This is a genomic window from Bradyrhizobium sp. WSM4873, from assembly GCF_055811355.1.
The window spans coordinates 707,885-731,154 of sequence record NZ_JBVVPS010000001.1 but is presented as its reverse complement, the minus strand read 5'-3'; the positions used below and the strand labels follow the sequence as shown (position 1 = coordinate 731,154).

General features: G+C 63.8%; 16 protein-coding genes and 1 pseudogene. 11 read left to right on the top strand and 6 right to left on the bottom strand.

Annotated elements, in window-relative coordinates:
- Window positions 1–4 precede the first annotated feature (4 nt).
- Window positions 5–1,084, bottom strand: a complete 1,080-nt coding sequence (locus AC0L21_RS03545) for a maleylacetate reductase (protein WP_473258144.1) — start codon at window positions 1,082–1,084, stop codon at window positions 5–7.
- Entirely contained in the window at window positions 1,081–1,404 is a 324-nt protein-coding gene (locus AC0L21_RS03540; RefSeq protein ID WP_473258142.1) for a Dabb family protein, read from the bottom strand. Before AC0L21_RS03540 ends, AC0L21_RS03545 begins: the two co-directional genes overlap by 4 nt.
- Before the next feature lie 108 nt (window positions 1,405–1,512).
- On the opposite strand from AC0L21_RS03540, the gene AC0L21_RS03535 reads away from it, so the two are divergent.
- From AC0L21_RS03535 to mdlC, 6 genes and pseudogenes are all read left to right on the top strand, one after another.
- The gene (locus tag AC0L21_RS03535; protein ID WP_473258139.1) at window positions 1,513–2,436 is read left to right on the top strand and encodes a LysR substrate-binding domain-containing protein; all 924 of its coding nucleotides are present in this window, start codon (window positions 1,513–1,515) and stop codon (window positions 2,434–2,436) included.
- A gap of 43 nt (window positions 2,437–2,479) precedes the next feature.
- Window positions 2,480–2,947, top strand: coding sequence for a MarR family winged helix-turn-helix transcriptional regulator (locus AC0L21_RS03530; protein ID WP_473258136.1), 468 nt, complete (start codon window positions 2,480–2,482; stop codon window positions 2,945–2,947).
- A 46-nt stretch (window positions 2,948–2,993) separates the two neighbouring features.
- The gene (locus AC0L21_RS03525) at window positions 2,994–4,703 is read left to right on the top strand and encodes an FAD-dependent oxidoreductase (protein ID WP_473258134.1); all 1,710 of its coding nucleotides are present in this window, start codon (window positions 2,994–2,996) and stop codon (window positions 4,701–4,703) included.
- 89 nt (window positions 4,704–4,792) lie between these two features.
- Window positions 4,793–6,118 carry an MFS transporter gene (locus AC0L21_RS03520; RefSeq protein ID WP_473258132.1) on the top strand — a complete coding sequence of 442 codons (1,326 nt, stop codon included), beginning with the start codon at window positions 4,793–4,795 and terminating at the stop codon, window positions 6,116–6,118.
- A 34-nt stretch (window positions 6,119–6,152) separates the two neighbouring features.
- Window positions 6,153–7,600: pseudogene (locus AC0L21_RS03515) on the top strand (aldehyde dehydrogenase).
- A gap of 35 nt (window positions 7,601–7,635) precedes the next feature.
- On the top strand, window positions 7,636–9,243 hold the full coding sequence (gene mdlC / locus AC0L21_RS03510) for a benzoylformate decarboxylase (protein ID WP_473258129.1): 1,608 nt from the start codon (window positions 7,636–7,638) through the stop codon (window positions 9,241–9,243).
- Here mdlC and AC0L21_RS03505 read toward each other — a convergent pair.
- Together AC0L21_RS03505 and AC0L21_RS03500 are read right to left on the bottom strand one after the other, a co-directional pair.
- On the bottom strand, window positions 9,240–10,772 hold the full coding sequence (locus AC0L21_RS03505; RefSeq protein WP_473258127.1) for a glucosamine inositolphosphorylceramide transferase family protein: 1,533 nt from the start codon (window positions 10,770–10,772) through the stop codon (window positions 9,240–9,242). The genes mdlC and AC0L21_RS03505 overlap by 4 nt on opposite strands.
- A gap of 30 nt (window positions 10,773–10,802) precedes the next feature.
- The gene (locus AC0L21_RS03500) at window positions 10,803–11,978 is read right to left on the bottom strand and encodes a glycosyltransferase family 4 protein (protein WP_473258125.1); all 1,176 of its coding nucleotides are present in this window, start codon (window positions 11,976–11,978) and stop codon (window positions 10,803–10,805) included.
- Between the two features lie 281 nt (window positions 11,979–12,259).
- Here AC0L21_RS03500 and AC0L21_RS03495 point away from each other — a divergent pair, with 281 nt between their 5' ends.
- Window positions 12,260–14,353: a GumC family protein gene (locus AC0L21_RS03495; RefSeq protein ID WP_473258123.1), complete on the top strand. Its 2,094-nt coding sequence runs from the start codon at window positions 12,260–12,262 to the stop codon at window positions 14,351–14,353.
- A 54-nt stretch (window positions 14,354–14,407) separates the two neighbouring features.
- Here the strand turns inward: AC0L21_RS03495 and AC0L21_RS03490 are convergent, their stop codons facing one another.
- Window positions 14,408–15,754, bottom strand: a complete 1,347-nt coding sequence (locus tag AC0L21_RS03490; protein WP_473258120.1) for a lipopolysaccharide biosynthesis protein — start codon at window positions 15,752–15,754, stop codon at window positions 14,408–14,410.
- Window positions 15,755–16,186: 432 nt separating this feature from the next.
- Here AC0L21_RS03490 and AC0L21_RS03485 point away from each other — a divergent pair, with 432 nt between their 5' ends.
- On the top strand, window positions 16,187–17,410 hold the full coding sequence (locus AC0L21_RS03485) for an FAD-dependent oxidoreductase (RefSeq protein WP_473258118.1): 1,224 nt from the start codon (window positions 16,187–16,189) through the stop codon (window positions 17,408–17,410).
- A 27-nt stretch (window positions 17,411–17,437) separates the two neighbouring features.
- On the opposite strand, the gene AC0L21_RS03480 is transcribed toward AC0L21_RS03485, so the two are convergent.
- Window positions 17,438–18,574, bottom strand: coding sequence for a GNAT family N-acetyltransferase (locus AC0L21_RS03480; protein WP_473258115.1), 1,137 nt, complete (start codon window positions 18,572–18,574; stop codon window positions 17,438–17,440).
- Between the two features lie 227 nt (window positions 18,575–18,801).
- Here AC0L21_RS03480 and AC0L21_RS03475 point away from each other — a divergent pair, with 227 nt between their 5' ends.
- The 3 genes from AC0L21_RS03475 to AC0L21_RS03465 all read left to right on the top strand — a co-directional run bounded on the left by AC0L21_RS03475 (window position 18,802) and on the right by AC0L21_RS03465 (window position 23,239).
- Window positions 18,802–20,112: an O-antigen ligase family protein gene (locus tag AC0L21_RS03475; protein WP_473258111.1), complete on the top strand. Its 1,311-nt coding sequence runs from the start codon at window positions 18,802–18,804 to the stop codon at window positions 20,110–20,112.
- The gene (locus tag AC0L21_RS03470; protein ID WP_473258108.1) at window positions 20,058–21,134 is read left to right on the top strand and encodes a glycoside hydrolase family 5 protein; all 1,077 of its coding nucleotides are present in this window, start codon (window positions 20,058–20,060) and stop codon (window positions 21,132–21,134) included. Before AC0L21_RS03475 ends, AC0L21_RS03470 begins: the two co-directional genes overlap by 55 nt.
- Before the next feature lie 956 nt (window positions 21,135–22,090).
- A complete protein-coding gene (locus AC0L21_RS03465; RefSeq protein ID WP_473258106.1) occupies window positions 22,091–23,239 on the top strand; it encodes an ABC transporter substrate-binding protein in 1,149 nt (382 codons plus the stop codon).
- The last annotated feature ends 31 nt before the right edge of the window (window positions 23,240–23,270 follow it).

Genomic DNA, 23,270 nt, shown 5'->3' with positions numbered 1-23,270 from the left:
CGAATCAAGCCACCGCTTTGGTGACGCCGGGCGGCTCGCCGGCCCAGGCGCGCGCGATCAGATCGCGGATGGCGTCGCGTTCGAGCGGGCGCGGGTTCCAGTAGGCGTTGGTGACCGCGAGATCCGCAGCCTTGTCGATGCCGCCTTCGGGCATGCCGATGTCGCGCAATGCGACCTTCGCACCCAGGCGCTTGGCGAGCTCGAAAAGTCCTTGCGATGCATCGGCGGCGCCGATGGCGCGCGAGATCCGCGCCATCGCATCGGGCACGGCGGGCGCGTTGTAGGCCAGCGCGTGCGGCAGCACGATGGTGTGGGTCTCGGCATGCGGCAGGTCGAAGGTGCCGCCGAGGGTGTGGCAGAGCTTGTGATGCAGCGCCATGCCGACGGTGCCGAGGCAGACGCCGCACAGCCAGGCGCCATAGAGCGCTTCGGTGCGAGCCTCGCGATCGTCGCTCTTGGCGGCGATAGCGGGCAGGGCACGTGCCAACGCGCGAATACCTTCTTCCGCCATCAGCGACGTGACGGGATTGGTGTCGCGCGCGTAGAGCGCTTCGACTGCGTGCGCGATCGCGTTGATGCCAGATGTTGCGGCCAGGCTCGCCGGCAGCGTCAAAGTGAGATCGACATCGTAGATCACGGTCTCGGGCAGGATGGCGGCGTCGCGTACCGTGGTCTTCAGGCCGTTCTCGGTCTGGCCGACGATCGGTGTCATCTCCGAGCCGGCATAGGTGGTGGGAATGCAGAGTTGGTTGATCCCGCTGCGCAAGGCGAGCGCCTTGCCGAGGCCGGTCGTGGATCCGCCACCGAGGGAGACGACGCAGTCGGCATCGCACGCCTTCATCGCCGCAAGCGCCCGCTCCGTGACCTCGACCGGCGTGTGCATGGTCGCGCCCGGAAAGATGCCGGCGTAGAGCGGACCGAGCGCCGCGCCCAGGCTTTTGCCTTGCGCCTCCTGCTGCGGCGTGGTCAGTACCAGCGCGCGCTTGCCGCCGAGCCGCTCGATCTCGGCCTTGGCGCTAGCTAACGTTCCGCTGCCGAACACGACGCGGCAGGGCAGGTTTTCAAAGGTGAACGTACCGATCATGCGCCGGTCTCTTTGATGGGATAATCGACCTGGAAGCGTCCGATCCGCAAGTCGCCCAGCGCCTCGCGCACCCGCAAATGTTCCGGGTGGGTGGCATAGGCCGCGAGCGCAGCGTGGTCCGTGAATTCGGAGAACAGAACGACGTCGCAGGCGTAGTCGACATCGCTGACATCGAGGCCGACCTCGATATGGGTGAGGCCGTCGATCCGGCCGCGCAAGTCCTCGAACAGGGACTTGACCTTGGCCCGGGCGGCGGAACGCTCCGCGAGCGTCTCCCAGCGCAGCCGCCACATCACGATGTGCCTGATCGGGCCCGACATTTCCCTGTTTCCTCGCCTGCTATCTTGCTTGTGTTTGGGCTATCTTGACTTGCGGGATACGGAAATAAAGGTCAATAATCGTAAGTCTCTTTTCCTGATTGCGAAACAATGGACCGCCTGCTCCAGTTGGAAGTGTTCGCCAAGACGGCCGAGCTCGGCAGCCTGTCCAAAGCTGCCGAAGCCCTGCGCATGTCGAATGCTGCCGCGAGCCGCCATCTCAGCGCGCTCGAGGAGCGCCTTGCGGTGCGGTTGATCGAGCGCAACACTCGTCGGCTGTGGTTGACGGAGGCGGGGCAGGAACTGCTGGAGCGCTCCAGTCGCGTCTTGAGCGAATTGGCGGAGGCCGAGGACATCGTCAGCGATCGCGCGCTGTCGCCGCAGGGCACGCTGCGGGTCACGAGTTCGCTGTCCTTTGCGGTGATCTATCTGGCGCCGATGCTGCCCGCCTTCCGCGCGCGCTATCCGAAGCTCAACATGCAGATCACCACCGCCAACCGGTACTCCGATTTCATCGAGGCCGGCATCGACGTGGCGATCAGGACGCGCGAGCAGGAGCCGGATTCGAACATCATCGTTCGCCGTATCGGCCAGATGCGGCGTGTGCTCGCTGCTTCGCCGTCATATCTCGCAAGCTGCGGCGAGCCGGAGCAGCCGGTCGACCTCGCGCGTCACAACATGCTGGTCTACAATCTCGCCAACGATCCCTATTCGCTGCGCCTGCGCAAAGGCAACGGCGCGCAGACTGTTCGCATCACGCCGACGCTCGACAGCAATGACGGCCAGGTCATCCGCGGCGCCGCGCTGGCGGGGCTCGGCATCCTCATCCAGCCGCTATACATCGTGCAAAGCGATATCGCGGCGGGCCGTCTTGTCCCGGTTCTGATGGACTGGGAGCTGCCGCTGCTCACGATGAACATCGCCTACCAGAACCGTGCCGGACTGCCCGCCAAGATCAGGGTGTTTTCCGACTTCCTGGTCACCCACATCCGCGAGCATTCGCAGCCGGGGATCTGGATCGACGCGGCGAAGTGAGCGACATTTTCGAATTCAGGCGGCTTTGCAGAAGGCAGATCCATTGAAAGCCAGGACATCCGGCACCGCATGGCGGCATGCCAACATCGGTCGGCTGCTCAACAACGCGGTGCGGCGCTTCGAAGGTCGTGTGCTCGAACTGATGAGCGAGAAGGGACATGGCGAAACGCGGATCGCGCATGTCGGCCTCACACGCAATCTCGACGTCGAGGGGACCAGACTGACGGAGCTCGCCCGCCGCGCCTCCATGAGCAAGCAGGCGATGGGTGAGCTGGTCGATCAATGCGCCGAGCTCGGTCTGGTCGATCGCATCGCCGATCCGACCGATCGGCGCGCGCGCATCGTCATGTTCACGCCGACGGGACGCAAATGGCTCGATGCGTTCCGCGACGCCGTCGACGTTGCCGAGCAGGAGATGCGCGCCGAACTCGGCAAGGCCACGATGGACACGATCCTCAAGGGATTGGCAGTCTACGGCGCGCAATTCGACACGCTCCACGAGCCCGAGTAGTCAGGCTACTTGACGATATCGTCAGGCGTCCTTACCATGCAGGATAATGCTGGTAGGGAGAAGCGTCTTGGAAACATGTCTGACGGCCTCGGTGCTCATCGTGGGTGGGGGGCCCTGCGGCCTGATGCTCGCCAACGAGCTCGGCCGGCGCGGCGTGTCCGCGATCCTGGTCGATGAAAAGCCGGGCACGGCATTCAATCCGCAAGCCAATGCGACGCAGGCGCGCTCGATGGAGCACTATCGGCGGCTAGGTTTTGCCGACGAGATCCGACGCGAAGGTCTGCCTGCGGATTATCCGACCGACGTTGCGTATTTCACGCGCTACACCGGTTACGAGCTGGCCCGCTTTCAGTTGCCGTCATCGTCACGCGCGGGCGAGCTCGTCCGGGGCATGTCGGGCTCCTGGAGCGCGGCGGAGCTGCCGCATCGCGTCTCGCAAAAATATGTCGAGGCGGTGCTGCGCCGTCACGCCGAACGTCTTCCCGGAATACGGCTCAGCTACGGTCATCGTCTGATCAGCTACACCGAGAGCGATGACGGCGTCGTCGCCCAGATCGAACGTCTCGATGACAACAGCCGCTTTGAGGTCCGGGCCGACTTCCTGGTCGGGGCCGACGGGCCGCGCTCGCAAGTCCGGCAGTCGCTCGGGATCGTCTACGGCGGCGAAACCGGAACGCAGCGCGATTTCATGGGCGGCCGCATGCTGGCGGTCTATCTCCGTTCGCCCGGATTCTACGCGAGTATCCCGCACGCCAAGGCGTGGATGTACAATTGCTTCAACGGCGACCGCCGCGCCTTCATGGCATCCGTGAACGGTCGCGACGAGTTTGCGTTTCACACGCAGCTTCGGCCCGATGAGAACGAAAATGCCATCACGATCGACGAAGCCAAAGCAGCGTTCCAGCGCGCTTGCGGCGCGCCGATCGACTGCGAAGTGTTGTCGTTCCTGACCTGGACCGCCGGCCACGCGCTGGTCGCGAATGGAATGCAGCGGGGCAGGGTGTTCCTCGGCGGCGATGCGGCGCATCTGTTCACGCCGACCGGCGGGCTTGGTTACAACACCGCGATCGAGGATGCGGTCAATCTCGGCTGGAAGCTCGCAAGCGTCGTCAAGGGCGTGAGCCCGGCGGGGCTGCTCGACAGCTATGAGGTCGAGCGGCGTCCGGTGGCGCTGCGCAACACCGATTATGCGCGTCGCTTTGCCGACTCGCTCGGTCTGTTCGCTCCCGCGCCTGACATTGAGGATGCCACCGACGCCGGCGAGGAGGCGCGGCGGATCGCGGGCATCTATCTCGAACAGCACGCCCGCGCCGAATTCAACATCCCCGGCGTCACTTTCGGCGGGCGCTACGACGGCTCGCCGATCATCGTTTCCGATGGCAGCCAGCCGCCGCCCGACGCCGCGAACGTCTACGTTCCGAGCGCCTGTCCCGGCGGGCGCGCCCCGCATGCGTGGTTGGACGACGGCGTCTCCTTGTACGATCTGTTCGGGTTCGAGTGGACGCTGCTCCAGTTCGGCGAAGTCATGACCGCGCATGCGTCGGTCGCTGAGACCATCCGCCCGATCGGGGTTGATGTGAAACTCGTCACGCTGCCGAAATCCCTGCGCGATCTCTACGAGGCGGATCTGGCTTTGATACGTCCCGACCAGATCGTGGCCTGGCGCGGCAGCGCGTCACAGGCTGGCACGATCGGGCGCGTCCTGGCCCGAGCACTCGGACACAATGCGAGCGACGGCGCACGGCTGGCAAGCTGATCGACTCTCGCCGTCGCATCCGATCAGCGGTTGCGCGGCCAATAATAACAAGACAACAAAAACGACAAATGACACCGGAGGAGGAAACCGTGACGACAAAAGCATTGGAGGACTACGACGATCATGTTGCGACCGTCGTCACTGCCGAGCAGACGGCGAGCAGCCGCCGGCGTATCCTGATCGCCGGTACCATCGGCACCGCGATCGAATGGTACGACTTCTTCATTTACGGCCTGATCGCGCCGTTGGTGTTCGATCAGCTGTTCTTTCCGAAATTCGACCAGCTAACGGCGACCATTGCGGTGTTCGCGACGTTCGCCGTCGGATTTTTGGCGCGTCCGCTCGGCGGGCTGGTGTTCGGTCATTTTGGCGACCGCCTCGGCCGAAAGTCCGTCTTGCTGTGTACGCTGCTCATGATGGGACTTGCGACCATGTCGATCGGATTGTTGCCGACCTACGCCAGTGCAGGCGTGGCTGCGACCGTCGCGCTCGTGGCGTTGCGGTTCGTCCAGGGGTTTGCGCTCGGCGGCGAGTCGACCGCGGCGATCCTTATGGCGATCGAGACGGCGCCCGGGCACCGGCGCGGCTTCTCGGCCGCGGTGATCCAGGCCGCAGGACCCGTCGGTGTCGTGCTCGCCTCCTTCGCGGCGCTCACGATTTCGCGGCTGCCGGAAGCGGACCTGTTGTCATGGGGCTGGCGTGTTCCGTTCCTGATCAGCGCGGTGCTGGTCGCGCTCGGCGTCTACATGCGCCTGCGCATCGAGGAGAGCGCGACATTCCGCGAAGCAAAGGTGACTGAAGTGGCGCCTGTGGTCGAAGCAGTGCGGGAGCACTGGCGGCCGATCCTCATCGTGTTCTTTGCCGAGATGGCACAGACATCCTATTTCTATCTGACGGCCATCTTCACCATCTCCTTCGCGACCCGTCAGCTCGGCGTCCAGAAAGACGTCATCACGCAGGCCGTGCTGTTCGCCAATCTCGTCGGGCTCGTTGCGATGCCCCTCATCGGCGCCTGGTCCGACCGTATCGGACGAAAGCGTCTGTTCCTGGCGGGCGTGGTGCTCGCAGCCATCTCGATGTTTGCATTCTACGGTGTGGTCGCGAGCCGTGACACGATGCTGGTGACGGGTGCGGTAATCCTCGCCGCGGGGGTGATCCATCCGCTGATGTTCGGGAGCGAAGGAAGCTATTTCCCCGAACTGTTTCCGACCCGCATTCGCTTCACCGGCGTGTCGATCGGAAAGCAGCTCGGGACGGTGCTGGGCGGCGGCATCGCGCCGCTGGTCGCCACCAGCCTGTTTGCGCAGACGGGCTCCACCTATGCGATCACGGGATACTACGTCGTGCTCGCGCTCGCGGCGATGATCGCGCTCGGCTTCGCGCATGAAACCGGCAAGTCGCGCCTGCTCGGCTAGAGCAAGCGCCATCACCAACATCAGGGAGGTTTTCATGGACGTCAGTCTTCTCGTCAATGGCCAGGATCGGGCCGCTTCCGGCGGCAAGGTGTTCGAGCGCCGCAATCCGCTGTCGCAGGAGGTCGCAACCCGCGCGGCCGCCGCGACCGCTTCCGATGCCGACGCTGCGGTGGCGGCTGCTTCCGCGGCATTGCCAGGATGGTCGGCACTTGGCCCGAATGCGAGGCGAGCCCTGTTGCTGAAGGCCGCAGATGCGCTCGAGGCCAAGCGCGACGCCTTCATCCGGATCATGATGGCCGAGATCGGCACGACGGAGATCTGGTCGGCTTTCAACGTCAAGCTCGCGACCGGCATGCTGCGCGAAGCGGCGTCGCTCACCACGCAGATCGCCGGCGAGGTGATCCCGTCGGACAAGCCTGGATGTCTCGCGATGTCCGTCCGGCAGCCGGCCGGCGTGTGCCTCTGCATTGCGCCGTGGAACGCGCCGATCATTCTCGGCGTTCGCGCCGTGGCGACGGCGCTTGCCTGCGGCAATACGGTCGTGCTCAAGGCCTCCGAGATCTGTCCGGGAACGCACCGGCTGATCGGAGAGGTGTTCGGGAACGCGGGCTTCCCGCCCGGTGTCGTGAACGTCGTGACCAATGCGCCGGCCGATGCGCCGGCGGTGGTGGAACGTCTCATCGCCAATCCGGCCGTGCGGCGGATCAACTTCACCGGTTCGACCCGCGTCGGCCGCGTCATCGCCGAGCTCGCCGGCCGCCACCTCAAGCCGGTGCTGCTCGAGCTCGGCGGCAAGGCGCCCCTGGTCGTGCTCGACGATGCCGATCTCGATGCCGCCGTCGCCGCCGTGGCCTTCGGCGCCTTCATCAACCAGGGCCAGGTCTGCATGTCGACTGAGCGCGTGATCGTGGATGAGGCCGTCGCCGATCAGTTCGTCGCGAAGCTTGCCAAGAAGACAGGCGCGCTTCCGGCCGGCGACCCGCGCCGCGGTCCGGTGGTGGTCGGCTCGATGATCGACGAGGCGCCGGCCAAGCACGTCGTTGCACTGATCGACGACGCGATCGTCAAGGGCGCCGTCAAGCTCGCGGGCGGCGACCGGGTTGGCACGGTCGTCCCGGCCACCGTGCTCGACCGCGTGGTGCCCGGCATGCGCATCTACACCGAGGAGAGCTTTGGTCCCGTCGTCTCGGTGATCCGCGCGCGTGGCGTGGACGACGCCGTGCGGCTCGCCAACGACACGGAGTATGGCCTCTCGGCCGCCGTGTTCGGCCGCGACGTCGCGCGTGCGCTGACGGTGGCGCAGCGGATCGAAAGCGGCATCTGCCACGTCAACGGCCCGACTGTGCATGACGAGGCGCAGATGCCGTTCGGCGGTTGAAGGGATCGGGCTACGGCCGCTTCGGCGGCCAGGCCGGGATCGCCGAGTTCACCGATCTGCGCTGGATCACCATCGAGACCCAGCCGCAGCACTATCCCTTCTGACCGCGCAGCAAGCGAAGCCCATCAGGACGCCATTCATGAATTCGAAAGTTCTCACGGTTCGGGAAGCGACCCTCGGTGTGCTTCACTCGTTTGGCGTCGATCGCGTTTTCGGCAACCCCGGCTCGACCGAGCTTGCCTTCCTCGGCGATTGGCCCGACGACATCGACTACGTGCTCGGTTTGCAGGAAGCCTGCGTCGTCGGCATGGCGGATGGCTATGCGCAGGCGACGGGGCGTCCGGCGTTCGTCAATTTGCACTCGGCGGCCGGACTCGGTCATGCCCTCGGCAATCTCTTCACAGCGTTCCGCAACAAGACGCCGATGGTCGTGACAGCCGGGCAGCAGGCGCGCAGCCTGTTGCGGATGCGACCCTACCTCTTCGCCGAGGACGCCGCACAGTTTCCAAAGCCCTATGTGAAATGGAGTGCCGAACCGGCGCGCGCCGAAGATGTTCCAGCGGCGATTGCGCAGGCCTTCCTCACCGCCATGCAGCATCCGCGCGGTCCGACATTCGTGTCGGTCCCGTCGGACGATTGGGCGCGGCCCGCAATCGCTCCGTCGGTCCGCCACATCGCGACGGAGTTTGCGCCGGATCCGGCGGCGATCGTTCGGCTCGGCGCGGCGATCCGAGCCGCCAAAAAACCTGTCTTCGTTGTCGGGCCCGAGATCGATCGCAACGGCTGCGTCGACGCGATGGTCGCTGTGGCCGAGCAGGCGAGCGCGGCCGTTTGGGCAAGTCCGATGTCGAGCCGTTCGAGCTTTCCGGAATTGCATCCGCTGTTTGCCGGCTTTCTTCCGGCAGCACCAGGTGGGCTCGCCCGCGCCCTGCGCGGCGCCGATCTGATCGTCGTGGTCGGCGCGCCGGTGTTTACTTTCCATGTCGAAGGACAATGCGAATTGCTCGACGACGGAACGCCGGTCTGGCAGATCACGGATGATCCGACGGAAGCCGCATCCGCTTCTGCCGGTGACACCATCATCAGCACGCTCCCGAAGGCGCTGGCTGGGCTGCTGTCGGCGATGCCTGACATCGCGGAGCGCGAGGTGCCGGCCGCGCGGATGCGGCCTGCGGCTCCAGCGGTACAAAATCCGATTCCACCGGCCTATGCGCTCGCCCGGCTCTCGGCGTTGATGCCGGGCAATGCGATCGTGGTCGAGGAGGCGCCGTCGCATCGCCCCGCCATTCAACAATTCCTGCCGCGGCCGGGCGCGGACAGCTTCTACACGATGGCGAGCGGCGGACTCGGTTACAGCCTGCCGGCCTCCGTCGGCGTGGCGCTGGCGCGGCCCGGTCGCCGCATCGTCGCCCTGATCGGTGACGGATCGGCGATGTATTGCATCCAGGCAATCTGGACCGCGGTGCAACGCCGCTTGCCGATCACCTTCGTGATCATGAACAATTCAGGCTATGGCGCGATGCGCGCCTTCAGCCAGCTGATGCAGGCGCATCGCCCGCCCGGAATCGACCTGCCCGGGCTCGACTTTGTGGCGCTCGCAAGGGGAATGGGTTGTCCGGGGCGGCGCGTGACCGATGCCGGGGATGTCGACTACGCCTTGACCGAAGCGTTGGCATCGAGCGGCCCGGCGCTGGTCGATATCGCCGTCGACGACGCCACGACCGACCTGTTCAGCCATCCGCGCTAGCTGGTAGAGGGACTGGTTCGCGGCGACAAAACAGCCGATGGAAATTTGCTGGTGAAGGCGCGGGTCTTGGGTTGGACACGCGATCCGTCGATCACCTCAAGCCGGCCGCAGCGGTTCAACGTGTGCAACTTCCTGCCAGGCCATGCTGGCCCTGGCCGCAGAGAGTGGCGGACGATCTGCTTGAACGTCGTCGGCGACAGTTCGACGATTTCCGCCAGCGCGAGCGCTGCGCCGTATCCGCCGGCACAATCCTGGACCGGCCGCCACAATTTGTCATTGATGGTGACGAAATTCCCCGCAGGCCGCGTGCTCGCGCGGTCGATGAGGACGGGGTTGCTGGCATGCGGAAGCCACGGGCCCATGAGGTGCTCGGCGTAATAGATCGCCAGCGAATCCGAATATCCGCCGGTGCCGTCGCGCCAAGCCCCGAACAGATAGTTCAGGCCGTTGTGCCGCGTGATCGTCACATCGGCGAGTTCAAGTCCTGAAAGCAGCGTCGCGTGGCGCTCCCATTTGTCCGGGAACCGAACGCATTTATAGATGGCGACGTCCCCGTTGGTCGAGCTCTCCGGGATCATCCACAACGCGCCATCGTCCTCGATCAGGAACGGATAGGAGAGGTGCCAGGGCTCGTCCAGCACGGGTACGACCTTCCCGACCGGGCCCGCGCCGTCGAACTCGATCGCGGAAATGATTCCTTTTCCAATTCGGTGATCGAGATCCTCAAAGAAGACGAATGTTCTTCCCTGCCACGTGATGGGGAAGGGATCGGCGTAGAAGTGGTTTCCGGGATCTGCAAGGACGTTCCAGCGAGGCCCTGATAGATCTCCGGTCTGCCAGACGCCGGCACCATCATTGCAGCGCCATCCGACATGCCAATGCGGGGCATAGCAGCAGAGGCGATAGATCTCCTTGGCGATCGATGTCGCTAGGCCGCGCGCGACGTACGCCGCCGGCGGGCTGCCGTTACCAATTCGGGCCGGTCGTGGCAGCTGCGGCACGATGCGCGGTCGTCCCGACAGGATGGCCGCCACCATGGTCAGGGTTCGCGCCATGACGGTTTCCAGTCCGCCGCTCAGACCGGCCGCGATTTCGGCGGAGGGGTGGCCGCGATCGAGGACGGCACCGTCGACCTCGTCGACGATTTCGATCACCGGCAGATCACCGGCGAGAATGGCGGCAAGGGCTGCGTTTTCGCCTGCGGCTCCATTGAACAGCGGGCGGAGATACTGCCGGGCCGAGCAGTTCGGATCCCGCGCGCCACCGGTGAAATCGACGATGACGTCCGCCGTGCCGGCGCGAGCCTGCATCCGTTCGGGACTGATCTTCAGCCTGTCGGCGCCGCAGTGTTTGCCCTTGTGCAACACCAGGCGTTCGAGCTCGAACAGCATGTCGAGAGCCGTCGGTCGCGGCTCCGCTGTTGCCGTCCATGCGATCTGGACCGGTACATCCCGGCCGTCGATCGACAGCGTCTCGCGGCCCATCCATCGCCGCGCATGTTCAATTTCACAGCGAAACTCGATGGTCATGTCGAGCCGATCCGTTTCAATGCGCCCCGATCAAATGACCTGGCCGAGAATTCGAACGTATTCCTCCACCATGGCGTCCACTGAATAGCGCAGCTTCAGACCTTTGGCGTTTTGTCGCAGTTCGTCGCTCAGTTTTTGGTCGGTCAGGAGCCTGGAGACGGCGGCCGACAGCTTGGTATGATCGGAGGCATCGACGAACAGCGCTGTCGGTTTTCCTTCGACGGACAACACCTCGCGCAAGACCGGGAGATCGGTGACGACGGAGGGAACGCCGGCGTTTGCGGCCTCCACAGCGGCGAGGCCGAAGGTCTCCGCCTGCGTCGGAAATACGAACACGTCGAGAGCGGCGAGAAACTCCGCCATCTGGCGCGGAGTAATTTCGCCGAGCAGATGCAGCCTGTCCGATACTCTCAGCTCATCCGCCAACTGCCGCAGCCGGGCCTCGTCGGCTCCCTGGCCAGCCAGTGCGAGGTGCCAGGATGGTTGATCCGGCAACAGACGTATCGCCGCGTCGAGCCGCTTGTGCGGGTGCAATCTTGCTGCGCAGCCGAGCAGGGTGCGATCCGGCGGAAGATTGAATTTCTGTCGCGCGGCTTGCTTCGTCAGGGTGAGCGCCTTGTCGTCGAAGCCGTGCGGGACATGCACCATCCGCGCGCGATAAGCCCTGGGGTAGCGCGAATACTCACGCTGCATGTCCAGCGAGTTGAGCGTGATGCGGTCGAAGAAGCCGAGGCTGCCCATGACGATGTCGGCCATACGGACCGGCCAGCTCATCGACAGCGCGGATGAAACCTGATTGGCGATGACAGGCGCACGGCAGATCAGGCGCGCCACACCGGCGCCGATGACATTGCCGAAGTGCTGAAACGTCAGAACGGCGTCGGGCCTGGTGGTCCTGATATGGCCGCCGAGCGTCCACAGCATTTGCAGCAGCGCCAGCGGATTTCCCGGCCGGCTCGACGCGCAATAGATCGTGTCGGGCGGCTCATCGAACGAATCCGACTTGCGGAAGAAGAACAGATTGGTGACCCGATAGCCGCGGGCGGTCAGCCCGGCGCCAAGCAGGCGCGAGATTTCCTGCGCGCCGGCATTCTCGGCCTGGGTCTGTACGAGAACCACGTGCAGCTTTCGTCCGCCACCGTTGGGCGGCGAGAGTGCTGTCGCAGTCGTCTCGCCCAACGCCTTGTCTGGCTGGTAATGGAGCACGGATCCCGACCCACTAGAGAAACGAATTCTTCACATTCTTAACCCCGTGCTTACCATGGGGGCCTCGCGCGGACACCGACTAGCAATAAACGGAGTTAATGCGCGCCCTGCCGCAAGGGCATCGTTCGCGAATGAATTCCGCTGGTTCCCGACGAAGCGAGGCGCGCGCGTTAACCAATTGGTCACGGCCGCGCCAGGCGCGGGTAACCGCGGATTAACCATAGATATTTACGTTGGAGCAGGCACTGAACAGTGTTCGCAGTTGAATCCGAGTAAAATCCATGACGTTCGGTCGCCGCGCAGACCCGACAAGTTCCGGATCGACCGGTGCCGCCGCGTCGTGGCAGACGCGACAGGCGTCGAACGGCGAGTCGCGCGCATCCGCCGCACGCTTGGGCGGTGCGCTCACGGCCGCGGGTGCGCTCTCCTTCATGCGGGACAACGCTCGCCGCATCCTGACGCTCGCTCTCGCGATTTTTGCCCTTGGCGTCGTCGTTCTCCTGGTGATCCCGGTGCGATTTGCGGCGACCGCGCTGGTCGTGGTCGATCCCCGCGAGCAACGCGTGACCTCGGAGCAGGACGTTCTGCCGGGCATCGGGCAGGATAGCGCCGCGCTGCAGAGCCTGGTCGAAGTGGCGAAGTCCGACGGCTTTCTCGAGCCGCTGATCCAGCAGCTCAAAATTCGGGACGACCAGGACATTTCCGGGGGACATACCGACCCCGCGCGCCTTCTCGAGAGATTCCGCAACCGCCTCGACATTTCCCGGCGCGGGCTGACCTATGTCATCGCCATCCGCTTCACGTCGAACCGGCCGGAGCGGGCGGCCTACTACGCCAATGCCATCGCCGAGGCGTTCGTCGCCAGCCAGGGCCGCAGCCGCACCGATGCGACCGACGAGGCCGCCGACTGGCTCAGTGGCCGGCTCAAATCATTGAACGAACGGTTGAAGGCGTCAGAGGACGCCGTGGCCACGTTCAAGCTCGAGCACAGGATCGTCAACGCGGGCAAGGATTCCACCACCCAGCAATTGCGGGTCACCGAACTGTCGCAGCAGGTTGCCGCTGCGCGCGCCCGGACCGAAGAGGCGAAGGCCCGCTACGAGCAGGCACAGCGGGACGTGAAGGCGAATGTCGACAGCCCGGTCAAGCAGGATCTGCTGAGCGCCCTGCGCGCACAGCGATCGGCGCTCAATGACCAGATTGCGCAGAAGCGGGCGGTGTTCGGCGATCGCCATCCCGACCTCGTTATGTCCTATAGCCAGTTGACCGATCTCAACAGGCAGATCGAGGTCGAGCGGACGAAGGGCATCGATACCGCAAAATCGGAATACGAGGCCCAGCGCGAACAGCAGAAGGCGCTGGAAGGCCAGATGAAGGCGGCGGAATCGCAGCTTCTGGTCGACGGCCAGGCTCTGGTCCGGCTCCAGGAGCTGCAGCGCGACGCCGAGGCCAACAGAAACATCTACGAACAGTTTCTCTCGCGCTCCAAGACGACGAACGAGCAACGCCTCTTGCAGAGCTCCCAGACCAAGATTGCGTCGTCCGCCATTCCGCCGTTGCGCTCGACCCTTCCACCGCTGTCTTTACTGCTCGCCGCTCTCGCGATCGGTTCGCTGCTGACATCGACGGCGATTGTTGCCGCCACAGGACGCGGATCGGACAGATCGGCGCCTGATATCCGCGACCCCGACCCGGCTCCGCGCCAGCCCGCGACGTGGTCACGTCCGCCCGTGTGGGCCCGCATTCCCGACCTGACGCCTGGCGAAGTCCCCAGAAACATCTGGCAAGGTCCGGTGTCTGCGACGGCCGAACTCGATCTCGGTCCCCATCTGCGTCCGCTGCTGGAGCGGCTGGAGAAGGTGCCGGGACCTCGTGGCAAGGTCGTCCTCGTGATGTCGGTCGGGAAGCGCGCCGGCGGCAACACTGTCGCGCGGTCGCTGAATCGATGGGCGTTGAACACCGGGAAGCTGAGCGTCCTGATCCGGGTCGAGCCGGACCTCGGCGGTGCCGGGGCCGGCCTTGCCAAGGGGCAGGCCGACGGCATGACCACCGCGGACTTCCGCAGCGTCGATGAGCTCCTGAGTGCCAGCAAGCGGCCCGGGCCGCCGCCCGCGGACGATATTCGCTCGGAGTTCGATCTGATCGTCGTCCACGCCACCTCCCTGGCCTTGCAGCCGGAGGCGGCGGCGCTGGCTGCTCACGCCGACCTTGTCATGCTGGTCGCGCGCGAAGACGCAGTCGACTCGGCCGCAATGCGCAGAGCCATCGCTGCGCTCTCCCGGTTTGCCGGAGTGCCGACGGGCATCGTCGTCAATCGCGTGCCTGGCGGCCCCTCGGCGTCGCGTCGGGGCGAAGTGCTGGGGCTGGCTGGTTGACGCCACCCGGCAACGGATTGCCGAGCCGCGCCATTGCCTCGGCTGAGCAGAGGTCTATTCGCCGGAGTCCGCGCCACGGACGGCGTAGGCGCTAGGCTTCGATGGCGAGAAGCGCAGAAGCCCCAGAATCGAAGGATCGACTCCGGTTCGCCGGCGACAGAGGATGTTGAGAGCGATGGTCGCGAGCGCCAGCGACACAGTGGCCGAGATCGCTGCGCCAAGAACGCCGAGCCAGGGAATGAGGACGAGAAATCCGACCAGCCGCAGCGCGACGTTCCCGGCAATCACGGGGACATACTCGCGCTCATAGCCGGTCAGCTGCAAGATCGCCGCAGACGGACCGCCCGCCGCTTGGAACGCCGTTCCGATCGCGAGCACGATCAGGACCCAGTGTTGCGCAGCGAAATGCGGCCCAAATAGGTTGAGCAGGTGGGGGCCGCCAACCCAGATCAGGAGAAGTCCGCTGACCACGCACACCGCGGTCACTTCCGCCATGAGCCGCAACGTTCGCTCGAATTCCTGATGGTTCTTGCTGAAGTACAGCGACGGAAGCCGACGTGCGCCAAAACTGTACAGTGCGGCCGACAGCATGGCGAAGATGTTGGCCAGCCGCGAAGCGGCAAAGTAAATTCCGGCGGTTGCCGGGTCCAACATCCAATAGACCAGAATGACGTCGAAATACTGGTTCGCGGCTTCGAGGATGGATGCGACCCAGAAATGAAGCGCGCTCGATCTCCAGCGCGACGTCTCGGACCTCACCGCCGTGCCGCGGAAATTCGGCAGGGTTCGCGCAATCGCGATGATCTGTGCAATCAGTCCGACCGACATGGCAATCGTCATTACGGCGATCAATTCGGCGGGATCGAGCTGGCGATGGCCGGACATGATTGCGAGCAGGAACAGCACGACGCTGACGCGCCAGAAGAACTCCCTGTTTCCTTCGCCCATGAGAATGCTGACCAGCGAGCGTGCGATCTGGCTGCCAAGCATCAGCCCCGCATTCACGGCCGTGTAGGCCGACACCGCGATGACCAGCAGCCACGAGGCCCCTTTGATGTTCGCGCCGATCGCCATTGTGCCGATCGCAATCAGCATCGCGACCGAGGAAATCTTTAGGCTCGATAGCAGCACGCCTTTGGTGAGGTCGGGCTGATTTCCTACCCGATACTCGTTTAGAAATCGCACCAGCAGCGATTCCTGGCCCACCAGACCGACGACTGCTGCCATCTGGGCCACCGAAAGCCAGGTCGCAAAGATGCCGAACCCATCGGGCGACATCGTTCGTGCCGCAAGCGAAAACAACGCGAACGCAAGCGCGCCGCTACCAACCTTGAGAAGGATGGTTCCGGCAACACCGCGCGTCACGTCGCGCCGCATGAACTGGATGATGGATTCGATCATGGAAATTTAAGGGGCAACTTCCCCTGGAGAGACATTTTCCGATTACCTGCGACAGCCTAGCATGCCGAAAAACCGCGAGTGTTAATGGACGGCCTCCATGATCCTGCCGGCCGCGGCGACGTCGCGGCCATGCCCGTTGCTTCACTATGGAACATCGCTGACCCCATTGTCCCAGATAGAGCAAAGTGCGGCCTGATCGCGTGGCGGCATAGCGCCGCATCGACGGCCAATCAGGCGATATAAGCCGCTGGAATGCGGACCGGCTCGCCGGGAACGACCATCCAGAGCAAGGCGCGTGCCGGTTCTCATCGGGCCGGGCAGTCTCCGCTGCATTAACCGAGATATCGAGAAATGATCGCGTTTGGTCCTGCGATGCGACATCAGGCGAGAGAATTGCACGGGCAATCATAGTTGACCGTGGGAGCCTGGACCATGACGGCGGATAGCAACGTGCCCGAGCCGAACGCCGCAGCCGGCCCTTCGACGATCGTCGCCGACATCGCGATCGTTGGCGGCGGCCTTGCGGGCTCGCTGGCGGCGGCCGTGCTCGCGCGGTCAGGGCATCGTGTCGCTCTCGTCGACAAGCGCGCGGTTCATCCGGACGAGTTCCGGGTCGAGAAAATCGGCGGCCATCAGCTGGAGATGTTGCGCAAGCTGGGCTTCCTCGACGCGCTCGATAGCGTGGCCAGCCGATATGACCAGGTGCTCAATATCAGGGAAGGCAAGGTGGTCGATGTCAGCGTCGGCCGGGCTTACGGACTTCCATATGCCGATCTCGTCGCGATGGCGCGCAGCCAACTGCCTGATCCGTCCAGCCTGATCGTCGACGAAGTCACTGCCGTCAACTGTAGCGACGATATCCAGCATGTCGAGCTCGCTTCCGGACGGAGCGTAACTGCACGCCTCGTCGTGCTGGCCACGGGCATGGCGGGAGTTCTCGGCTACAAGCTCGGCATCAAGCGGCGGGTGCTGGCCGAGCGTCATTCGGTCACGTTCGGATTCACGATCGCGCGTCGGGACGATGCGCCGTTCGATTTCGAAGCGCTGACCTGTTACGGCGAGCGCACGACGGACGGCATCGATTATCTCAGCCTGTTTCCCGTGCGTGCCGGCATGCGGGCAAACCTATTCATGTTCCGCGACCCGTCCGATCCTGTTATGCGCGAGCTGCGCCGCGAACCGCAAGCGACGGTTCTGCGCCTGCTGCCGGGATTGCGGCCTTACCTTGGCGATTTCCACGTGACCGACCGGGTGCAGAATTGGGTGATGGACCTGTCCGTCGTGGAAGGACATCTCCAACCCGGCGTCGTGCTCATCGGCGATGCGTTCCAGACCAATTGCCCTGCCGCCGGCACCGGCGTTGCCCGCCTGCTGGTCGACGTCGACCGCCTCTGCAGTGAATATGCGCCGCGTTGGCTCGTGACCGAAGGCATGAGCCGGGAGAAGGTTTCGGAATTCTATTCCGATCCCGACAAGGTCGCGGCGGACCAGCAGTCGCTGAAGATGGCGCGCTTCCGGCAGGCTCTGACGTCCCGCAACGATATCGGCTGGGACGTGCGGCGGCGCCTGCACTTCCTGCGACGCAGTATCACCCACCGGGTCGATCAAATGCGGCCAGGCTGGCTCGCGCATGTTCGAAGCGCGCTGCGGGCCTGAGAGCCGCGTCTGTCGGGGCCTCGCCGGTCAGCGCGTGGGCGTTGAGGTCCGGGTCGGCAGGAGCCGGAACTCCGACATTCGCTTGGCGGCCAGTTTCAGCCAGGGAGCCTGTTTCAGTGCGAACAGGGAAATGGCGCCCACGGTGCTGCCGGCCTGCGTGACCGCCCACATCGGCGAGGGCTGCGCGCCGAACAGTTTCTTGTAGGGCTCGTCACCGATGGTGAAATCGAGCATCTGATCCCCGCGCTCGATGCAGTCCTTCGCGACCTGCTCGAACATCAGCGCGCCCAGGGACTGGCTCTTGTATCCCGCAATGTCGAAGGCGCTCATGATGACGAGGAAGCTGCCTTGATGGCAGAGCCCGAGCACGGCGGCAATCACCTCACCATCCATCTGCATGGCATAGAGCCGGACAAAGGAGCCGAGGCCGCGCTGCGCCATTTCGGAATAGAAGCCGTAATATTCAGGGCGCTGGAGCAGATCGCCGTCGCCTTGAGCCTGAAAGCGCGGCCCGCGAAATTTCCGCATCACGTCCAGCGCCTCGATCACGGAGGCGCTGTCGCCGCAGCATGAAAAACTCAGGTCGCCCTTCTTCTGGAGCTGCCGGGATTTTTTTGCGAGCTCCTTCTGGTAGGAACGGTCCATCGCGCTGGCGCGCCATTGCTCGAACGGCGCGACGAGAACGGTCGCATAGGCGTTGGTGTCCATCGCGACGCGGCGAGGTGTAGCCAGGAGGTTCTCGATCGGAAGCCGTCCATCCGGCAGCTTGGTCATTCGGAGCAGATCGAACGGGCGGACGAGGTACCGAATTTCTGCGCACGCACTCTCGTCCTTGAGCAGCTCGGAAAATACCTGCGGGCTGCACACCGGCGCCAGATAATCGGAGACGCGGAGGTCGGCGAATTCGACGGTCCGTATCGGGCCGCGCCGGATCCGCAGCAAGGGCAGCACCATTGCGAGTGCGCGCGTTGCGCGGTGGCGGACCACGACAACCAGAGGAGTTGCGCCTGCATGAGACGCGAGCCTGGTGTAGAGGGTGTCCAGCCAGAGCGGATGCTGGAACGCGGTGGCGGCCGAATTGTCAAACAGCTCCGCGTAATCAGGCGACAGGAAATCGAATTCCTGCTCGATGGCGATGTCGAACGTGTTGCTAGCTTTGTTCATGCACAACCAGGGAAACCGGATAGCTCGGGACGGGGCGCTCGAGCCGGATCTGCGCTTTATAGCAGGGTCGTTACGGGCGAGACACCGGCGGCGTGCAGTTTGCATTAATGCCTCGCGCAGGGCTCATATCGTGACCAAATCGTTAATTTCGCAATATCGCCACGACGCAGCGATGGAGATCGACCTGCGCTAGCAAATTATTAACCGCGCTTAAGGAAGGTCATCTCATGGCCAGCCTGCAGACCGAGGTGGATTCCGGGACACCCGGGAGCGCGATCTGGACGACGCGCAGCGTTGGCGTCGAGAAGATAGCCAGGTTCGCGATCAGCTGTTCGATCACCATCAACGTGGTCGCATCGATGGGCATCTTCAACGCCGCGCTGCTGCCGGCGGAGCTGAGCTTTCTGCAGCAGGCCATAGCGCTTCTGATGTGGGCTGTCCTGATCTACGCAAGTGCATTCGTGCAGCCGCGCCTGCGGTTGCAGGTCAATCCCGATCTGGTGGCGCTGGTCGCATTCTATGCCTTCGCTATTGTCTCGGTGTTCTGGTCCAGCCTGAGCGTCGCGGCGATCATGAAGAGCGCGGCGCTTGCGATGACGACGTTCGGCGCATTTTGCCTCGTCACGCGCGTCGACGTGGACGAGATCGTGAGAGCCACGGCCCTTGGGCTTTTCATATTGGTCGCCGCGTCGGCTGTCTGTGCGTTGGCCGTGCCCGACATCGGGATCGATCACAGCTGGATGCACAACGGTCAATGGCAGGGCGTCTACGAATCGAAACAGACGCTCGGCTTCGTCGGCGCGTATCTGATGTTCTTGGCCTGCTATCGAAAGATGACGGGGCAGGGGTGGCCGGCCTTCCTCGCCGTGTTCCTGCTGGCGTCAACATGTGTGCTCGCGTCGGAATCGCGTGGCGCCGGCGCTGTCGCCCTGGCCGCTTGCGCCATGCTCGTGACCTCGATGTGGTCGGTCAGCTGCATGAGGCTCTATGCGCTCCTGCCGTTTGTCATGTGCATTCTGGCCGGCCTTCTGATCCTCTATTTCTACGCGACGGGATACGACGCGATCCATATCGGCGATGCCAGTATCGATTTCACCGAACGGACCTTCATCTGGCACTACGCGATCAGCCATTTCAACGATGCGCCGCTGCTCGGCTTCGGCATCAACGGCTTCTGGACGATCCCGTCGATCTACGATTATTTCGAACAGAATCACGGCTGGGTGCTCGACAATTATCACAGCGGCTACATCGCCATCCTGATGGAGACCGGATTTCTGGGCTATACGCTCTTTACCGCGAGCGTCCTCCTGTTCTCGCACAAGATCCTCCATCTGATTTCCGCTCGCACGATCGATCGGTCGCACTGTGCTCTCATCATCGGATTCGTCGTCCTCAGCTTTCAGACCAATTTCACGGAAACGACATTCCTTCGTTCGACGATGTTCACATCGGTGCTCCTGGTGGGGTTTTTCTTCGCGACTTGCAGGCCGGTGCAGCCGACGGAAGTCCAGGCTCCAGGAATGGAAGCAGTATGACCTCCATGCGCGCGCGTTGGCCGAGAAGCTTCAATCTTGCGGCTACGGCGGTTTTTCTTGTATCGCTGTTCTCCCACGCCGATGGGGCCGAGCAAGCCGCCGCCCGTGACACGCCAAAACTGGGTCGCGGTATCAACATTCTCGGCTACGATGGAATCTGGGAAGGCGGCCAAAACGCGCCATTTCGCCTGGAAAATCTGACTGCGATCAAGAAGGCCGGGTTCGCGCATGTCAGGATCAATTTCTTCGGCTTCAAGTTCATGGGCCCGGGGAATGTCCTGGACGAGATCGTCCTGAGGCGGCTTGACGCCGTCATCGAGGAGGTTCTCGCGAGGAAGCTCGTTCCCATCGTCGACGAACACGATACCCACCTTTGCCAACGCGACGTTTCCGAATGCGCCGAGAAGCTCAAGGCGTTCTGGCGGCAGATCGCCGAGCGCTATGCCGGCAGATACCCGGCACTCGTCTTCGAGGTGTTGAACGAGCCTGGTGGAGAAATGACGTCCGCCAGCTGGAATTCGCTCCTCAATGAATGTCTCGGCATCATCCGTCACACCAATCCCGAACGGCCGGTCATCGCCGCCGTTCTCAACACCGATGAGATCCCTGTGGAGGAGCTGGTTCTGCCGGCCGAGGACAGGCATCTCATCGTCACGTTTCATTATTACGCGCCGATACGGTTCACCCATCAGGGCGCGCCGTGGTCTCCGACGTTTTCCCGGATCGGGCCCCTGGACTGGGGCAGCCCGGAGGATGAAGCCAAGGCTGCCGCCGACTTCAGGAAGATGAGCCTCTGGACGGAGAAAGAGCAGCGCCCGGTTTATGTCGGTGAGTTCGGAGTGTACGAGCGTGCGCCATCCGGCAGCCGGCATCGGTATTTGTCATTCGTGGCGAGAAGCGCCGACCGGCTCGGCTGGTCATGGGCCTACTGGCAGTTCGATCACGACTTCGCAGCGTTCGACAGTGCGCGCCAGGCCTGGAAGCCGGGTATCCTGCGTGCGCTGATGCCGCCGACGCGTTGAAATCGCGTCCCGAGTCCGCTCATTCCGCGGAAGGCGTGCCGGGTCAGAGCCGTCGGGCAAAACACCCGCCATCCCGTCAACCCCTTTCGGTAAATATATTCCGCTTTACCGAAATTCGGAATTGGCTTATGTGTCGCCCATCCCGGCTCATCCTCGAGGGGCGATCTTGTGGTCGTCACGTTCGCGAGCCGGACTTGCGGTGGACGCGGCAGCGTTCGGGTGCGAGAGGCGTGGGCAGGGCGGATTGCTCTCCGTGAGCCCAAGGCTTCGTTCCGACGAGCGGCGCTGTCAGGCTTCGTCTCGTCTGTAAGTTTCCGGCTCCGTCGACAGGGCTGGAAAAACTGCGGCGAAATGGCGGGCCGTGCGTACGGCAAAACCGTGTGGTCCTGGCCGTCGTTGCTACGGTCAAGCCCCGGCGAATGCGGCATCTGCGTCAACCGGCGCGGTGTCGGTGAATTTCGTTGGGACGAGGGAGGCCAGCAGGAACTCGGCTCCCGGGAGATCACGGCATAAGCCGTCCAACCATCGCGCAGGGAAGGCCGAGTGATTGGCTACACCTGTATGCTGCTGTGCGGTTTTCCTGCGTGTGCTTTTCGCGCAGCGGACCGCGGGTGCCAGCCGGCACCCGGCCTTCCCTGCGCCCTCTTGGGTTTGAGGGTGAAGTGACCAAGCAAAGCTCGGGCGAAACGCGCCGCGAGAACGCAGGGGTGCGTCCGCCTCCCTCGAGATCCCGGTTCGGGCGCCGATGTCTTGTCCCTAACGCTAGGGACAGACACGTTGCTGCGGTCCACTTAGCATGGTCCGCCTGGTTGCTCGGGACCGCAGGAGGACGCGCGTAAGGCGGACGACATGCCTTCTGAGGAGCGACGGTGCCTCGTGGGGAGCACCTGCAAGCTCAAGCCGGGGCGCCCGATGCAGCCGGCGGAGTCATCAAAGCGGACAGGGAGGAATAGGACATGAAGATCGGTTTCGCGCGAGCCTCGCTTCTTGTGGCATGCGTCCTTTACGGAAATGCTGCTCACGCGGACATCAAAATTGGAATTGTGATTTCGGCAAGCGGCCCGGGATCCGCATTGGGACAACCGCAGCTCAAGACGGTTGCAGCTCTTCCGAAAGAGATCGGTGGAGAGAAGGTCACCTATATCGTCCTGGACGACGAGTCGGATTCGACCAAAGGAGTCCAGAACGCACGCCGGCTGGTGATCCAGGACAAGGTCGATGTGCTGGTCGGCTCCTCTCTGACGCCGGTGACCATGCCGATGCTGGATGTCGCGCTTGAATCGAAGACGCCACTGCTGTCGCTCGCCGCCGCTACCGCCATCGTTCAACCGATGGATGAGAAGCGCGCCTGGGCTTTCAAGGTCGTTCCCAATGACGACCTCATGGCGGCCGCCATCCTCAAGCATATTGCGAATTCAGGCGTGAAGACGCTCGGCTATATCGGCGTTTCGGATGGCTACGGCGAGGGCTACTACAAGGAGGTGAGCCGCCTTGCGCCCGGGCTGGGGCTGACCGTGACCACACACGAGGTCTACGCGCGCGCCGACACCAGCGTCACCGGTCAGGCGCTGAAGGTGATGTCAACCAATCCCGATGCCGTCTTCATCGCGTCCGCAGGAACTCCAGCGGTCTTGCCGCAGCAGGCGCTCCGCGAGCGCGGATACGCCGGGAAGATATTTCAGACACACGGCGTGGCCAGTGAGGAGTTCATCAAGCTCGGTGGCGCGAACGTCGAAGGTGCCGTATTCGCGGGCGAGGCTTTTACCATTGCCGCCGATCTTCCCACGGGAGATCCGTTCCGTCGCTCCACGGAGGAGTTCGTGACCGCGTATGAAGCGGCGAACGGGCAAAAGCCCAACATGTTCGCCGCTCACCTCTGGGATGTCGTGGCGCTGATCGGAAAAGCTGCACCGGATGCGCTGAAGATGGCAAAGCCTGGCACAATCGAATTTCGCGCGACTCTGCGGGATGCACTCGAGCGTGGCCAGAACATCTATCTCAACAATGGGCTGTCGAACATGAGCAAGACCGATCACAACGGCTATGATGAGCGCTCGGCCTTTCTGATCAAGGTCGAAGGCGGCAAGTTCCGCCTGGCAAAGTAGCGGCGCGTCATTGCACGATCTGGTCAGGTCC

Bases quoted from the DNA above. Each gene is read 5' to 3' on its own strand.
- AC0L21_RS03525 (WP_473258134.1), top strand. From the start codon at position 2,994: ATGCTGGTAGGGAGAAGCGTCTTGGAAACATGTCTGACGGCCTCGGTG.
- AC0L21_RS03535 (WP_473258139.1), top strand. From the start codon at position 1,513: ATGGACCGCCTGCTCCAGTTGGAAGTGTTCGCCAAGACGGCCGAGCTC.
- AC0L21_RS03540 (WP_473258142.1), bottom strand. From the start codon at position 1,404: ATGTCGGGCCCGATCAGGCACATCGTGATGTGGCGGCTGCGCTGGGAG.
- AC0L21_RS03545 (WP_473258144.1), bottom strand. From the start codon at position 1,084: ATGATCGGTACGTTCACCTTTGAAAACCTGCCCTGCCGCGTCGTGTTC.
- AC0L21_RS03505 (WP_473258127.1), bottom strand. From the start codon at position 10,772: ATGACCATCGAGTTTCGCTGTGAAATTGAACATGCGCGGCGATGGATG.
- AC0L21_RS03465 (WP_473258106.1), top strand. From the start codon at position 22,091: ATGAAGATCGGTTTCGCGCGAGCCTCGCTTCTTGTGGCATGCGTCCTT.
- AC0L21_RS03485 (WP_473258118.1), top strand. From the start codon at position 16,187: ATGACGGCGGATAGCAACGTGCCCGAGCCGAACGCCGCAGCCGGCCCT.
- mdlC (WP_473258129.1), top strand. From the start codon at position 7,636: ATGAATTCGAAAGTTCTCACGGTTCGGGAAGCGACCCTCGGTGTGCTT.
- AC0L21_RS03480 (WP_473258115.1), bottom strand. From the start codon at position 18,574: ATGAACAAAGCTAGCAACACGTTCGACATCGCCATCGAGCAGGAATTC.
- AC0L21_RS03495 (WP_473258123.1), top strand. From the start codon at position 12,260: ATGACGTTCGGTCGCCGCGCAGACCCGACAAGTTCCGGATCGACCGGT.
- AC0L21_RS03475 (WP_473258111.1), top strand. From the start codon at position 18,802: ATGGCCAGCCTGCAGACCGAGGTGGATTCCGGGACACCCGGGAGCGCG.
- AC0L21_RS03490 (WP_473258120.1), bottom strand. From the start codon at position 15,754: ATGATCGAATCCATCATCCAGTTCATGCGGCGCGACGTGACGCGCGGT.